Origin of the sequence: Kitasatospora sp. NPDC051853, from assembly GCF_044452665.1 — a bacterium.
Lineage (GTDB): Bacteria > Actinomycetota > Actinomycetes > Streptomycetales > Streptomycetaceae > Kitasatospora.
Map to the genome: position 1 here is coordinate 739,267 of NZ_JBITBY010000001.1, position 14,587 is coordinate 753,853.

The 14,587-nt window shown below is 74.6% G+C and carries 11 protein-coding genes; 9 read left to right on the top strand and 2 right to left on the bottom strand.

Going from position 1 to position 14,587, the window contains the following annotated elements:
• The first annotated feature begins 50 nt into the window (after positions 1–50).
• Positions 51–3,182, top strand: a complete 3,132-nt coding sequence (locus ACIA8O_RS03225; protein WP_396291781.1) for a lantibiotic dehydratase — start codon at positions 51–53, stop codon at positions 3,180–3,182.
• Positions 3,179–4,504 (top strand): lanthionine synthetase C family protein, encoded by a 1,326-nt coding sequence (locus tag ACIA8O_RS03230; protein ID WP_396291782.1) that lies wholly within the window; start codon positions 3,179–3,181, stop codon positions 4,502–4,504. Before ACIA8O_RS03225 ends, ACIA8O_RS03230 begins: the two co-directional genes overlap by 4 nt.
• 38 nt (positions 4,505–4,542) lie before the next feature.
• On the opposite strand, the gene ACIA8O_RS03235 is transcribed toward ACIA8O_RS03230, so the two are convergent.
• Both ACIA8O_RS03235 and ACIA8O_RS03240 read right to left on the bottom strand, forming a co-directional pair.
• Positions 4,543–4,869 carry a metal-sensitive transcriptional regulator gene (locus ACIA8O_RS03235; RefSeq protein WP_396292110.1) on the bottom strand — a complete coding sequence of 109 codons (327 nt, stop codon included), beginning with the start codon at positions 4,867–4,869 and terminating at the stop codon, positions 4,543–4,545.
• Between the two features lie 59 nt (positions 4,870–4,928).
• Positions 4,929–6,362 carry an MFS transporter gene (locus ACIA8O_RS03240; protein WP_396291783.1) on the bottom strand — a complete coding sequence of 478 codons (1,434 nt, stop codon included), beginning with the start codon at positions 6,360–6,362 and terminating at the stop codon, positions 4,929–4,931.
• A gap of 287 nt (positions 6,363–6,649) precedes the next feature.
• On the opposite strand from ACIA8O_RS03240, the gene ACIA8O_RS03245 reads away from it, so the two are divergent.
• From ACIA8O_RS03245 to ACIA8O_RS03275, 7 genes are all read left to right on the top strand, one after another.
• On the top strand, positions 6,650–7,477 hold the full coding sequence (locus tag ACIA8O_RS03245) for an isocitrate lyase/phosphoenolpyruvate mutase family protein (protein ID WP_396291784.1): 828 nt from the start codon (positions 6,650–6,652) through the stop codon (positions 7,475–7,477).
• Positions 7,478–7,624: 147 nt separating this feature from the next.
• The gene (locus tag ACIA8O_RS03250; RefSeq protein ID WP_396291785.1) at positions 7,625–8,863 is read left to right on the top strand and encodes an MFS transporter; all 1,239 of its coding nucleotides are present in this window, start codon (positions 7,625–7,627) and stop codon (positions 8,861–8,863) included.
• A 104-nt stretch (positions 8,864–8,967) separates the two neighbouring features.
• Positions 8,968–10,476 (top strand): XRE family transcriptional regulator, encoded by a 1,509-nt coding sequence (locus tag ACIA8O_RS03255; protein WP_396291786.1) that lies wholly within the window; start codon positions 8,968–8,970, stop codon positions 10,474–10,476.
• Between the two features lie 147 nt (positions 10,477–10,623).
• The gene (locus ACIA8O_RS03260; RefSeq protein WP_396291787.1) at positions 10,624–11,145 is read left to right on the top strand and encodes a hypothetical protein; all 522 of its coding nucleotides are present in this window, start codon (positions 10,624–10,626) and stop codon (positions 11,143–11,145) included.
• A 191-nt stretch (positions 11,146–11,336) separates the two neighbouring features.
• A complete protein-coding gene (locus ACIA8O_RS03265; protein ID WP_396291788.1) occupies positions 11,337–12,623 on the top strand; it encodes a SidA/IucD/PvdA family monooxygenase in 1,287 nt (428 codons plus the stop codon).
• Positions 12,623–13,003, top strand: a complete 381-nt coding sequence (locus tag ACIA8O_RS03270) for a cupin domain-containing protein (RefSeq protein WP_396291789.1) — start codon at positions 12,623–12,625, stop codon at positions 13,001–13,003. The genes ACIA8O_RS03265 and ACIA8O_RS03270 overlap by 1 nt, the downstream gene beginning before the upstream one ends.
• Positions 13,000–14,586, top strand: a complete 1,587-nt coding sequence (locus ACIA8O_RS03275; RefSeq protein WP_396291790.1) for a class I tRNA ligase family protein — start codon at positions 13,000–13,002, stop codon at positions 14,584–14,586. The genes ACIA8O_RS03270 and ACIA8O_RS03275 overlap by 4 nt, the downstream gene beginning before the upstream one ends.
• Position 14,587: the final 1 nt, after the last annotated feature.

Below are 14,587 nucleotides of genomic sequence, written 5' to 3' on the forward strand. Positions count from 1 at the left end.
CGGGGCGGGCCCAGGCCCGCCCCGCGTCCGCCGTGTACGGAGTGTACGGGGTGGACGGAACCGAGGCCGAGGGCGGGCACGTGCGAGCTGAGCTGGACATCTTCGAGGTGCGGGAGCCGGTGCTGGTGCGGACGGCGAGTACGCCGCGCGCGACGGCCGAGGCCCGGATCGACCCGGAGCAACCACTGGCAGGGATACGGGAGTTGGGCGCCCGGCCGCTGCTGCGGCAGGCCGTCGAGGTGGCCAGCGGCAGCCTGGGGGAGAGCCTGCGCAAGCTCTCCGACGACCGGGGCGCCGCGGCCCTCGGCCGCAAGCGCACCCTCTCCGCGGCCCGCACCCTCACCCGCTACGCCCGCCGCTCCGGCGGCCGCCCCACCCCCTTCGGGCTCTTCGCCGGCGTCGGCCGGGCCCGCTTCGGCGAGGTGGCCAAGACCGGCCCGGCCGGCCCGGGCCGGGTCTCGGTCCGGCTGGACGGCGGCTGGCTGCACCGCCGGGTGCTGGACTGGCTGGCCGTGCCCGGGGTGCGCCGCCGGGTGGACGTGGTGCTGGACGACCTGGCCGTGCTCCGCGACGGCCGCCTCACCCGGGACTCCGGCGGTCGTGAGGTCTCCGTCCGGGACAACGCCGTGGTCGCCGCCGTCCGGGCGGAGGCGGCCCGCCCCGTCGGGTACGCCGCCCTGCTGGCGCACCTGACGGAGTGTTTCCCCGCCGTCGGGGCCGAGCGGCTGGACGGGCTGCTGGCCGGGCTGGTCCGGCACGGCTTCCTGCAGACCTCGCTCACCCCGCACCGGATCGACGCGGCCCACCTGGACCGGATCGAGGCCGCCGTCGAGGGCGTGGTGCCCGGCGCCGCCGAGGGCCTGCGGGCCGTCCGCGCCGCGGCCGCCGCGCACGAGCGCGACCTGCCGGGCGGGGGCCGGGAGTCCTGGCGGGCGCTGCTGGCCGCCGTCCGTGCCCTCGACCCCTCGGCCGACGGGCACCAACGCCCGCCCGTCCAGGTCGACCTGACCTTCCCCGGCGAGACGGTGCTGCCCGCCTCGGTGGGCGAGGAGGTGCGCCGCTACGCCGCCGCCGTCTGGGCGATGACCCCGGAGTGGGGCAGCCTGGCCCACCTGCGGGACTACCGGGACCGCTTCGTCGAGCGCTACGGCACCGCCTCGGCCGTCCCGCTGGCCGACCTGGTGGACCCGCACCGGGGCCTGGGCCTGCCGCCCGAGTACACCGCCGAGGATCCGTACCCCCGCACCGGACCGGGCGCCGAGGCCGACCGGCCGCGCCGGGCCGCGATCGCCGAACTGGTCCAGCAGGCGGTGCTGGAGGGCGGCGAACTGGTGCTCACCGACGCCGACGTGCAGCGGATCGGGCGACTGGCCGAGCACGACCCGTCCGCCCGGCCGCCGCGCACCCTGGAGCTCTGCTTCCAACTGCTCGCCGACGGCACCGACGCCCTGGACCGGGGCGAGTACCTGCTGCTCGGCAGCCCGCACATCGGCTCCTGGACGGCGGGCGCCACCGCCGGGCGGTTCGCCGAGGCCACCGGACTGACCGCCGAGCTCGCCCGGCTGGTGGCCGAACCGGCCGACCAGGACGCCCTGTTGGCCCAGCTGGAGATCGCCCCGCGCGACCCGCGCTCGCTCAACATCGTCCAGGTGCCCCGGCTGCTCCCGCACCGGATACCCGTCGGCCTGCCCGACGACCGCACCGATCCGCACTGCCTGGACTGGCGCACCCTGCTGGTCGCCGCCGGGGCCGACGGCCTGCGGCTGCTGCACGGCCCGACGGGCCGTCAGGTGGTCCCCGTCCTGCCGCACATGCTGGCCCTGGACGCCCAGGCCCCGCCGGTGGCCCGCTTCCTGGTCGAGCTGGCCGCCGCCCGCCCCCGGGTCTGGACCGGCTGGGACTGGGCCGGGCTCGACACCCTGCCCTACCTGCCCGCCGTCCGGTACGGGCGGGTGCTGGTCTCCCCGGCCCGCTGGCTGGCCGGGCGCCGCCTGCGCGAGGCCGCCGCGACAGCTGACTGGGAGCGGGAGCTGGGGGAGTGGCGGCGGCGGTACCGGGTGCCGGACCGCCTGCAGATCGCCCGCAACGACCAGATGTACCCCGTCGACCTGCGCGAGCCCTGGGACCGCGAGCTGCTGCGGGCCGAACTCACCGCCGCCCAGCCGAGGTTCGTGCTCTACCAGGACCTGACCGCCGACCCGGCCCGGCTGGGGTGGAACTCCGGCCACGCCACCGAGATCGTGGTCCCGCTGGCCCGGGCCGGCGCCCCCGCACCCCGCCCGCCGGAGGCCGAACGGGCACCGCTGCGGCCCGCGCCGCGCGCCGTCCACCTGCCCGGTGAGGAGTGGCTGTACCTCAAGCTGTACGCCGAACCGGGCGCCCACGACGCACTGGTGGCCACCCACCTGCCCGCACTGCTGGCCGGGGCCGGGGTGGAGCAGGACGTGGACCGCTGGTTCTTCCTGCGCTACCGCGACCCCGAGCCGCACGTCCGGCTGCGCCTGCACGGCGCCGACCCGCAGGCGCTGCACGGGCGTGTGCTGCCCGCGCTGGCACGCGGCGTCCGACGGCTGGTCGACTCCGGGGCGGTGCGCACCCTGCAGCTCGACACCTACCGGCCGGAGACCGACCGCTACGGGGGCGAGGCGCTCCAGGAGGCGGCCGAGCGGCTCTTCCTGACGGACAGCCGCTCGGCGATGGTGCAGCTCGCGGCCCGGCGGGCCGGGGCGGCGGCGGTGCCGGACGAGGTGCTGGCCGCCTTCGGGCACGGGCTGCTGCTCTCCTCGCTGGGCGAGTGGGACTGGTGCTCCTGGGTGGACGAGGCCTTCACCAAGGGCCCGGACCACGAGCTCTACCAGCGCCACCGGGCCCTGGCCGACGGGCTGTTGCTGCCGGGCGGCTTCGCGGCGGCCTGCGAGCGGCTCGGCATGCCGGGCCTGGCGGAGCTCTGGTCCGCCTCCGAAGCCCCGCGCGCCTACGGCGAGTTGATCCTGGGCGCCGCGCCGGCCGACCGCGACGAGGCCCTGCACTCCCTGCTCCACATGCGCCACAACCGGCTCTTCGGCACCGACCCGGCCGCCGAGGCCCGCGGCTACGCCGTCCTGCGCGGCGCCGCCCGCACCGTCCTGGGCCGCCGCCGCACCGGCCGGGCCGCCGACTTCCGAGAGGGGAACGCCCGATGACCACTCCCGACCGCGCCGATCTGCGCGAACGGGCCGGGGCGGTGTCCGCCGCCGTGCTCGACCGGCTGGCCGATCCGGCGGCGACCGCGGCCGTCACCGCGATCCCGGACGAGGCGGCGGAGGACGGGCGGGGCGAGAACGTCTGGGCCGAGCTCACCCTCGGCAGCGGCAGCCCCGGGCTGGCCATCGCGTTCAGCGGCGGCGCCTGGCCCTACCCGGCCCGGGCGGCCCGGGCGCACGCCTATCTGGGGCAGGCGACCAGGGCGGTCGCCGAGAGCGGCACGGTGGCCGGCGGGATCTTCAAGGGGCCCGGCGCGCTGGCCTTCGCCGTGCTGCTGGCGCACCGGGCCACCGGTGGCTACGTCTCCGCACTGCACCGACTCGACGACTACCAGAGGGAGTTGGTCCGCACCGCGCTGCCCGCCGTGACCGACGCCCCGCTCACCACCATCGGCCACTACGAGGTGGTCCGCGGCATGACCGGCGTCGGCCGGTACCTGCTGGCCCGGGAGGAGGTCTGCCGCCCGGAGCTGGAGTCCGTGCTCGGCTACCTGACCGCCCTCTCCCTCGGCGAGGTGGAGCACCGCGGCCACCGGGTGCCGCGCTGGTGGTCGCTGGACGCCCCCCGGACCGGCTCGGAGCGCGACTTCCCCGACGGCCACCTCAACCTCGGCATCTCGCACGGCGTGGCCGGCCCGCTCGCCCTGCTCTCGCTGGCCTGGCGGCAGGGCGTCCGGGTGCCGCGCCAGGCCGAGGCGATCGAGGCCGGTGCCGCCCTGCTCTCCCGCTGGGCCGTCCGCGACGCCCGGGGCCCGTACTGGCCGCCGCACCTGACGCTGCGCCAGTACCTGGCCGGCCCCGACTCCTTCGACACCCCGCCCGGCTGGCCGTCCTGGTGCTACGGCGCCCCGGGCGTCTCCCGCGCCGTCCAACTGGCCGGCCTGGCCCTGGACCGCCCCGACTGGACCGGCCTGGCCCGCCGCTCGGTCGAGCGCCTGCTCACCACCCCGCCCGAGACCTGGGGCCTGCACGACCACGCCCTCTGCCACGGCTGGGCCGGTACGCTGCACCAACTCGGGTGCCTCAACGAGGAGTTCGGCGAGGAACGGATCGAACGCGTCCGCGACCGGCTGGCCGCCCGGCTGGTCTCCTCCTTCGACCCCGCCCTCCCCTTCGGCTACCGCTTCACCATGACCAAGGCCGACTACGGCAGCGACGTCTCCGGCTACCTGGACGGCGCGGCCGGCGTCGCCCTGGCCCTGGACTCCTACGCCACCCGGGGCACGGCCTCGGACTGGGACATGCCGCTGCTGCTCGCCTGACCGCGCCCCGCCCGCCTGACCGCGCCCCGCCCGCCGGGTCAGGCGCGGACGAAGCGGGCGATCGCCCGGCTGGCCTCGGCGACCTTCGCCTCGGCTTCGGCGCCGCCGTCCGCGATGGCGTCCTGGACGCAGTGGGCGAGGTGGTCGTCCAGCAGGTTCAGCGCCACCGACTGGAGGGCCTTGGTGGCGGCGGAGACCTGGGTGAGGACGTCGATGCAGTAGGTGTCGGAGTCGACCATCCGTTGCAGGCCGCGCACCTGGCCCTCGATCCTGCGCAGGCGCCGCACGATGTCGTCCTTCGAGTGTTCGTAGCCGGGCACGGGCTGCTCCTCTCGTCCGCTCCTGTGACTCCACGATACCCCCAGGGGGTATTAATGCAAGAGGGCCACCGCCCAGGGGCATGCCCCTGGGCGGTGACGGTGTGTCAGAGGGCCTCGGCCGGCGCGGGCGCGCCCGCCGGGGCGGCGGCGGTACGGAGGGTGAGGGCGGCGGTCAGGGCCGCGACGGCGGCGACGGCGGCCGCGCCGAGGAAGGCGGCGGAGAAGCCGTCGGTGAGGGCGGCCGGGTCGCCGAGCTCACGGGCACCGTGGGCGGCGGCCAGCGCGGTCATGGCCGCCAGCCCGAGTGCGGAACCGACCTGGTAGCTGGTGTTGACGATGCCGGAGGCCAGGCCGCCCTCCTCCGGGCGGGCGCTGGACAGGGCGGTGCCGAGCGAGGGGATGAAGGCGAGCGCCATGCCGGCGGCCGCGAGCAGCGAGGCGGGCAGCACGTCGACGGCGAAGGAGCCGTCGGGCCGGGCGAAGGAGAGCCAGAGCATGCCGGCGGCCAGGGCCAGCAGGCCGGTGACGATCAGCGGCTTGGTGCCGAAGCGGGCGATCAGGCGGGGTGCCAGGACGATCATCATCACCATGATGGCGGCGGTCATCGGCAGCAGTGCGGCGCCGGAGGCGAACGCGCCCAGGCCGAGCACCTGCTGGAGGTAGAGGTTGAGGAAGAACCACATCGGGATCCAGGCGGCGGCCATCAGCAGCTGAGCGGTGTTGGCGCCGGCCAGGCCGGGGCTGCGCCAGATGCCGAGGCGCATCAGCGGCTCGCGCCGCCGGGCCTGCAGGGCGACGAACGCGGCGAGCAGCAGCAGACCGGCCGCCAGCACGAGCCAGGTCGAGGCCGATCCCCAACCCGCCTCGGGCGCACGGACGATGGCGTACACGGTGGTGGCCAGACCGAGGGTCACGACCAGGGCGCCGAGCCAGTCGACGGAGCCGCGCCGCACGGCGGCGGCGGGCATCACGCCGGGGGTCAGGGCCAGGACGACGAGCGCGACCGGGATGTTGACGTAGAACACCCAGGGCCAGCTGGCGTACTGGGTGATCAGGCCGCCGAGGAAGACGCCGGCGGTGCCGCCCGCGGGCGCGGCCGCGCCGTAGAGGGCGAAGGCCTTGGTCAGCTCCTGCGGCCGGCTGCCGAACAGGGTGATCAGCAGGGTCAGCGCGGCGGGGGCGATCAGCGCCGACCCGGCGCCCTGGACGGCGCGGCCGACGAGCTCCACCCAGGCCTGGCCGGCCAGGCCCGCGGTGAGCGATCCGGCCGCGAGCACCGCCCAGCCCGCGGCGAACAGCCGCTTGGCGCCGAACAGGTCGGACAGCCGGCCGCCGAGCAGCAGCAGTCCGCCGAAGGCGACCACGTAGGCGTTGAAGACCCAGGACAGGTCCTCCTGCGAGAAGCCGAGTGCGGTCTGCATCTTCGGCAGGGCCACGCCGATGATCGAGGTGTCCATGATCACGATGAACTGGGCGAGGGCGATGAGCGCGAGCGCCGTCCAGCGGCGCGGCGGGGGTGGGGTGTTGACGTCGGACATCACAGGACTCCTATACCGGTGGGGGGTATGTCTCTCGGTGAAGGGAAACATACCCCCGGGGGGTACATGGTGCAAGGGAGGTGACGGAGTGGGCGGCGGACATTGACGGGTCGTCAGTTCGCGGCCGGGCGTCGGGGGAGGGTGCGGACGGTGCTCTCGGGCCCGGTGCAGCACAGTCGGCCGGCGAGCGCAATCGAACCTGATGGAGTGCGTTCGGCTGTGTTGACCGTCACATGACGGGGTCAGGACGATACGGCCCAAACCCTCCAGGGAAAGGTGAGTTCATCGTGACGGAGAGTCAGCAGGCCAGGGCCGTCCGGCTGCGGGAGTTGCACAAGGACGGCGTGCTGGTGCTGCCGAACGCCTGGGACGCCGGGAGCGCCGCGCTGATCGCGCGGGCCGGGGTCGCGGCCATCGCCACCACGAGCGGCGGGGTGTCGTGGTCGCAGGGGAAGCCGGACCAGCAGGCGCTGAGCCGGGACGAGATGGTGGAGCAGGTGCGCCGGATCGCCGCCGCGGTCGAGCTGCCGGTGACGGCGGACGTCGAGGGCGGGTACGGGCCGACGCCGGAGGACGTGGCGGCCACCGTGGAGGCGGTGATCGCGGCCGGTGCGGTCGGGATCAACCTGGAGGACTCCAAGCCGGACTTCACGCTGTTCACCGCGGAGGAGCAGGCCGACCGGATCCGCGCCGCCCGGGCGGCGGCCGAGCGGGCCGGGCTGCCCGAGCTGGTGGTGAACCTGCGCACCGACGTGTTCCTGTTCGGGATCGGCGAGGAGGCGGGCCGCCTCGACGACGTGCTGGCCCGGGCCGCCGCCTACGCCGAGGCCGGGGCGGACGGTCTCTTCGTGCCCGGGCTGCTGGACCTCGCGGTGATCGCCGAGCTGGTCAAGGGCCAGCCGCTGCCGGTCAACGTGATGGCCGGGCCCGGGGCCCCGACGGTGGCCGAGTTCGAGGCCGCCGGGGTGCGCCGGGTGAGCGTGGGCACCGCCGTGGCGCAGGCCGCGTACACCCTGGCGCAGCGCGCGGCCGAGGAGCTGGTGACCCGCGGCACCTACCAGGAGCTGGCCGGGGCGCTGGACTTCGGCACGGTGAACGGCGCCTTCAGCCGCTGACCGGGTTGATCGGCGAGGCCGATCAACGCTGTCGGTCAATGGCCGACTCCGCTGGAATGACCGGGAGTTGAGGCGGGTGGGCGGCCAGGTGCCGCCCGCCCGCGCACCGCATCCGAGCACAGCCGGCAGAGAGCGAGGACGAGCCAAGTGACCACCACGGCCGAGAGCGGGACCACGAAACCGGCGCCACCCCCACCAGGGGTCTTCGCCACCCTGCGACAGACGCCGGTCTCCGTCCGGTACCTGCTGGGCGGCGTCCTGATCAACCAGATGGGCGCCTTCGTCCAGACCTTCCTGGTGCTCTACCTGACGGCCCGTGGGCTGTCGGTCGGGCACGCCGGGCTGGCCCTGACCGCCTACAGCGTCGGGGCGGTGCTCGGCACCATCCTGGGCGGCGAGCTGGTCCAGCGGTTCGGGCCCAGGGCCACCATCACCGGTGCGATGGCCACCTCGGCGGTGATCCTGGTGCTGATCCCGGCGCTCAGCGGCGCGGGCCGGTTCCCGCTGCTGCTGGTGGCCGTGGCGCTGGCCGGCCTGGCCACCCAGAGCTACCGCCCGGCGGCCTCGGTGCTGCTGAGCGACCTGATCCCGGCCGAGCACCGGGTGATGGGCTTCTCGATGATGCGGATCGCCCTGAACGGCGGCGCCGCGCTCAGCCCGCTGATCGCGGCCGGGCTGATCCTGCTCGACTGGGACCTGCTGTTCTACCTGGACGCGGGCACCGCGCTGGTCTACGCGCTGCTCGCGCTCACCCTGCTGCCGAAGGTGGCGGCGCCGGTGGAGGAGGACGAGGAGGACGGGCCGAAGACGAAGGGCGGGTACGGGGCGCTGCTGCGCGACCGCAAGTACCTGGCCTTCCTGGCCTCGGTGCTGCTGGGCTCGGTGATCTACGTCCAGTACACCGTGGCGCTGCCGCTGAAGATCAGCTCCGAGGGGCACCCGACGGCGCTCTACAGCACCGTGCTGACCGCCTCCTCGGTGATCCTGATCAGCTGCGAGCTCAAGCTCACCAGTTACGTGAAGCGCTGGCCGCCGCACCTGGCGGGCGGCGTCGGCACCGCGCTGATGGCCCTCGGGGTGGCCGGGTACGGCCTGCCGTTCGGCTCCAGCGTGACGATCGTGCTCTGCACCGTGGTGTTCGTGTTCGGCGTGATGATCAGCGGGCCGACCATGTTCGCGCACCCGGCCACCTACCCGGCGGCGGTGAAGGCGCGTTACATCGCGGCCCACCAGGCCGGGTTCGGGGTCGGTCTGGCGCTCGGCCCCACCCTGGGGGTGCTCGCCTGGAGCGCGCTCGGGAACGGGATCTGGTGGGTCTGCGGGGTCGTCGGCCTGGTGGCCGCGCTCTGCGCTCACCTGGGCATGCGGGGGACACCCGCCGCCTGACGCACCGACACACGGGGGAGTGGGCCGCCGGGAGACACCCGGCGGTCCGCTCCCCCGTGTGCGTACTTCCTCCTTGATCAGGACGAGGGAAGGGGATGGGGCACATGGGGAGACCGGAGAGACCGGTGGACGCCTCGGGCGGAGCGGTGGCGGAGTTCGCCGGCCGGCTCCGCCGTCTGCGTGCCGAGGCGGGCAGCCCGACCTACCGGGACATGGCGCGGACCGCCATGTACTCCGCCTCGGTGCTCTCCAGCGCGGCCAACGGCCACCGGCTGCCCACCCTCCAGGTCGCGTTGGCCTACGTCGCCGCCTGCGGCGGCGAGCGGGAGGAGTGGCGGCGCCGCTGGCTGGACGCCGCGGCCCGGGGCGGCGTGCCGGTGATCGGCAGCCGCCCGGCGGCACCTGCCGACGCGGCGCAGGAGGCTTCCGGCGTCTCCGAGTTGACCTCGTGGATGAACGGCCGGGAGTCCGGGCAGGAGCGGGCCGGTGGGACCGGACCGTCATCGGACGGGGGCACGGGCGTGGGTACGGACTCCCGCGAGGGGGCGGACGCGGGCCCGTACGTGCTGCCGACGGCCCCGGACTTCGCGGCGCCGCCCGGTGGCCCGTCCGTGCCCGTCCAACTCCCGCTCCGTCCGCACGGGTTGGTCGGGCGCGAGGCCGAGCTCGGACGGCTCGGCGGCCCCGGCGGGAGCCCGGTGGTGATCAGCGGGCCGGTCGGGGTCGGCAAGAGCGGGCTGGCGCTGCGGCACGCGCACGACCTGGCCCCCTCCATGGTGGACGGCCAGCTCTACGCCGACCTCGGGCCGCTGGCCGAGCAGGACTACGACCTGTCCGGACTGCTCGGCTCCTTCCTGGCCGCGCTCGGCGTCGAGCCGGGGCGCATTCCCGCCACGGCCGACCAACGCGCGGCGCTCTACCGCTCGTTGATCGCCCGCCGCCGGGTGCTGGTGCTGCTGGAGAACGTGCACTGCGAGCGTCAGGTGAGACCGCTGCTCACCGACAGCGCGACCAGCACCACCCTGGTCGTCAGCCGCTCCGCCCTGCTCGGCCTGCGCGACGTCCGGCGGCTGCGGCTGGACCCGCTGGACCGCGCCGAGTCGCTGCGCCTGATCGCCGCCGTGCTGCCGGAGCGCGCCGGGGCCGACCCGGCCGCCGCCGACCGGCTGGCGGAGCTCTGCGGCGACCTCCCGCTGGCCCTGGACATCGCCACCCGCAAACTGCTGCCCCGCCCCGAGCTGCCGCTGCGCTGGGCGGTGGCCCGGCTGGCCGAACCGGCAGCCCTGCTGGACTGGTTGAGCGTCGGGGACCTCTCGATGCGGGAGTCGCTGAACTCCGCCCACCTCGCCCTGGGCGCCGCCGCGGCCGGGCTGCTCGACCGGCTGGCCCGGATCCCGGTGCGCGAACTGTGGGCCCAGGAGCCGCTGCTGGCGGAGCACGAGGAGCCGGTGCAGGAGCTGGTCGAGGCCGGCGTGCTCCGGCACGGGGCACGCCCCGGCGGCTACCGCCTGGACCCGCTGGTCCGCGCCTTCGTCCTGGACCGCGACCCCGCGCACAACCTGCTGCCCCGCCGCACCCGCCCCTTCCCGCAGATCCGGCCGGCATCGGGCTAGGCGGCGACGGCCCGTGCGGTACGGGCGGCGGGGGACAGGTGCGCCGTACTACCCTGGCCCGTATCTGACAGATCGTCATATCGCGCTCGGTGAAGGCCTGCTGCGCTCGGAGCGCCACGACGACGGAACGGACGAGAGGGGCCGGGCATGGTGTGGTCAGGGAAGTCGGTACGGAACGGCTCGCTACCGGGGGCGCTGGGTCTGGCGCTCCTGGTCGCACTGAGCGGCTGTGCGGGAAGCACCGGTGGCTCCGCGCAGGCCGAACCCACGAAACCGGCGCTGGACGTCTGCGCGTTGGCGACGAAGGAGGAGGTCGGGGCGCTCCTCGGGCAGGTGGTCGAGGGGCATCGGGACGACACTCCTTTGCCCAGCCTCACGCAGTGCAGCTACCGGTACGCCGAGAAGGGCCGCTTCGTCATCGTCAACCTGCTGCCCTACGAGGTCAGCCAGGCCACCAAGCCCGGTACGCCGGTGCCCGGAGTGGGTGACCTGGCCCTGTACGACCAGGCCAAGATCGGTGCCCACCTGTACGTGCGCAAGGGCTCGGTCAACTTCGCCGTCAACTATGCCTTCGACCCCCTCGCCGACAAGGGAGTGCCCGACGAGAGCTCCGCCCGGATCCGCGCCGGCCTCGTCACGCTGGCCGGTGCGATCGCGTCGAGGCTCTGAGGGGGCAGCAGGCACCTCCGGCCGATCAACTCCCGCGCCGGCGGGGTTGATCGGCGCTCCCGGACAAGACTGCCGACCAATTCCGCCCCTCGCTTCACTCGTCCCAACGAACCGCCCGGACACCGGAACGGCGGTTCACCCCAACCGCTTCCCCACGGGCGGCGGGACGAGCAGTGAGGTGGTGACAGCGCATGACCAACCACGAGGTCGAGGTGCTGGCGATCGGCGCCGGCCCCTCCAACCTGGCCCTGGCCGTGGCGATCGAGGAGTCCGGCTCGGCCGGACTGGCCGCGAACACCCTGATACTGGAGCAGTACCCGGACGTGAAGTGGCAGCGCAACCTCCTGCTGCCGTTCGCCCGCAGCCAGGTCTCCTTCCTCAAGGACCTGGTCACCCTCCGCAACCCGCAGAGCCGTTTCTCCTTCCTGGCCTTCCTCCACCAGCAGGGCCGGCTGGACGAGTTCGTCAACCTCGGCACCTTCAACCCCTACCGCCGCGAACTCTCCGACTACCTCCAGTGGGTGGCGAACTCCCTGGACCACGTGCGGGTGCGCCACAACGCTGCGGCCACCTCGGTGGCACCGCGGCTGGCCGACGACGGCACCGTGGCCGGCTGGCGGGTCACCCTGGCCGACGGCGACACCGTCGACGCCCGTGACCTGGTGGTCGGCACCGGCCGGGACGCCCACGTGCCCGAGGTCTTCGCCGGACTCCCGCAGGACCGGGTGATCCACAGCTCCCAGTACGCCACCCGGATAGCCCGCCACCCGGTGGACCGGCCGACCCGGGTGGTGGTGATAGGCGCCGCGCAGAGCGCCGCCGAGATGTTCGTCGCGGTCCACGACGACCTGCCGCTGAGCACCCCGACCCTGGTCCACCGCTCCATCGGCCTGATGAACTACCAGACCAGCAAGTTCGTCAACGAGCTCTTCTTCCCGTCCTTCGTCGACGAGTTCCACGGCACCGACCCGGCGGCCAGGAAGCAGATCCTGGACGAGCTGCGGCTGACCAACTACGCGGGCCTGGCCGCCCCCTTCCTCGACGACACCTACGCGATGCTCTACCGGCAGAAGCTCGACGGCACCCCGCGCTCCGCCGTCCGCCCGATGACCGAGGTGGTGGGAGCCCGCGAGGAGGAGGGCGAGGTGGTGCTGGAGCTGCGCGACCGCCGCACCGGCAAGGTCGAGCCGCTCCGCTGCGACCTGGTGCTGCTCGGCACGGGCTACGACCAGCGGATGCCCGCGATGGTCCGTCACCTGGCCGGACAGCTCGGCATCGAGGAGGTCGGGGTGAACCGCCGCTACCGGGTGGAGCTGGGCACCGGTGCCGGGCGCGGCGGGCTCTACCTCCAGGGCTTCAACGAGGCCACCCACGGCATCTCGGACTCCCTGCTCAGCGTGCTCGCCCAGCGTTCCCACGAGATCACCACCGACCTGCTCGACCGCCGCAGCGTCGCCGCCACGATCGGAGGCAACTGATGGAGCCGGAGATCCGCAGACTCGACCGGGCCAACCTGACCCCGGCCTACGGCATCGAGGGCGAGCGGCTCAAGCCCTGGGCCCCGCTCAACTCCCCGTTCGAGGGGGCGTGGTGCGTGGTGCGGGCGGGCGGCGCGTCCGACCCGCACAGCCACCACGAGTACGAGATCTTCATCGCGCTCAGCGGTGACGGCGCCCTGGTGGTGGACGGGGTGGAGCGCGAGTTCAAGGCGGGCGACATCGTCCACCTGCCGCCGGGCTCCACCCACCGGGTGGTCAACCGCTCGGACGCCGACTTCGAGTACTACGGCATCTGGTGGGACGCCCCGATGGCCGCCGACTTCCTGGCCCGCCACCTGGGAGCGGAGGCCGCGTCGTGACGGCCGGTCAGCAGCGCGGACGGGTCGCGGTGGTCTCGCCCGCGCCGACCGCCAACGGCGACCTGCACCTCGGCCACCTGGCCGGGCCCTTCCTGGCCGCCGACGTCTTCACCCGCCACCAGCGGGCGGCCGGCCGCGAGGCCGTGCTCGGCACCGGTGCCCAGGACACCTCCACCTTCGTGGTCACCACCGCCCGCCGCCTGGGCACCGAGCCCGAGCACCTGGTGGCCGACTCCACCGCCCGGATCGAGGCCACCCTGGCCGCCCTCGGCATCGCGGTGGACGGCTTCAGCCGGGACGAGGAGCGCTTCACCAAGCTGGTGCTGGACTTCCACGGCCGTCTGCACGCCGCCGGGAAGCTGGAGCTGAAGCCGGTGCGCTTCCCCTACCGGCCCAGCACCGGCGAGTACCTGGTGGACGGCTTCGTCAAGGGCGGCTGCCCGGTCTGCCTCACCGAGGGCTGCGCCGGGCTCTGCGAGAGCTGCGGCCACCCGCTGGCGGCCGGCGACCTGATCGCCCCGCGCTCCACCGAGGCCCCGGACGAGGAGCTGGAGCTGCGCGAACTCCCGGTGCTGGTGCTGCCGTTGGAGCAGTACCGGGAACGGCTGCGGGAGTACTTCGAGCGCACCGGCGCCGCGCTGCGCCCGCACATGGCGCAGGCCCTGCGGGAGATGCTGGCCGCCCCGCTGCCGGACTTCCCGGTCACCCACCCCGGTGCCTGGGGCATCCCCGCCCCGTTCCCCGAGGTGCCCGGGCAGGTGATCAACCCCAACGCCGAGACCATGGCCTGGTCGATGTACACCACCGCGCTGGGCGCCGAGCGGCGCGGCGAAGTGCTCCAGGCCGACGACCAGTTGTGGTGGCCGGAGGCCGGGACGGAGGTGGTCTACTTCCTCGGCTTCGACAACACCTTCCCGTTCGCGGTCGCGGGCGTGGCGATGCTGATGGCGCTGGACGGCCGCTACGCGCTGCCCGCACGGTTCGTCACCAACGAGTTCTACGAGCTGGACCACCAGAAGTTCTCCACCAGCCGGGGCCACCTGGTCTGGGGGCAGGAGCTGGCCGACCGGCTGCCCCGGGACGTCGGCCGCTACCACCTGGCCGCCACCAGCCCGGAGTACCAGCGCACCAACTTCGGCTGGGAGCAGCTGGCCGCCGTCACCGGGGCCCGGCTGGTCGCGCCGTGGAACCGGATCGCCGCGAAGGACGCAGAGCTGGCCGGGCGCACCCTGCCGGTCTCGGCCGCGTCCCGGGCCGCCGCCGAGCGGATCACCGCCAGGTTCGCCGCCGCCTTCGAGGGAGCGGGCTTCAGCCTCAACCGGGCGGCCGAGACGCTGGCCGAGCAGCTCGGCCGGCTGGACCGCTGGGAGGTGACGGAGGGCCAGGAGGGCGACTTCGCCCACCAGGTGCGCACGGTGCTGCGCTGCGCGGCGCCGATCCTGGTGGACCTGGCCGCCGAGGCGGCGGCGTCGGGCGCGCTGACCGCCGCACCGCCGGGCCGTCCGGACACCACCAGCGAGGTGACGGTGCGTCCGCTGCCCCGCATCCCGGTCGGGACGGCCGGCCCGGACGGGGGTGACTGAG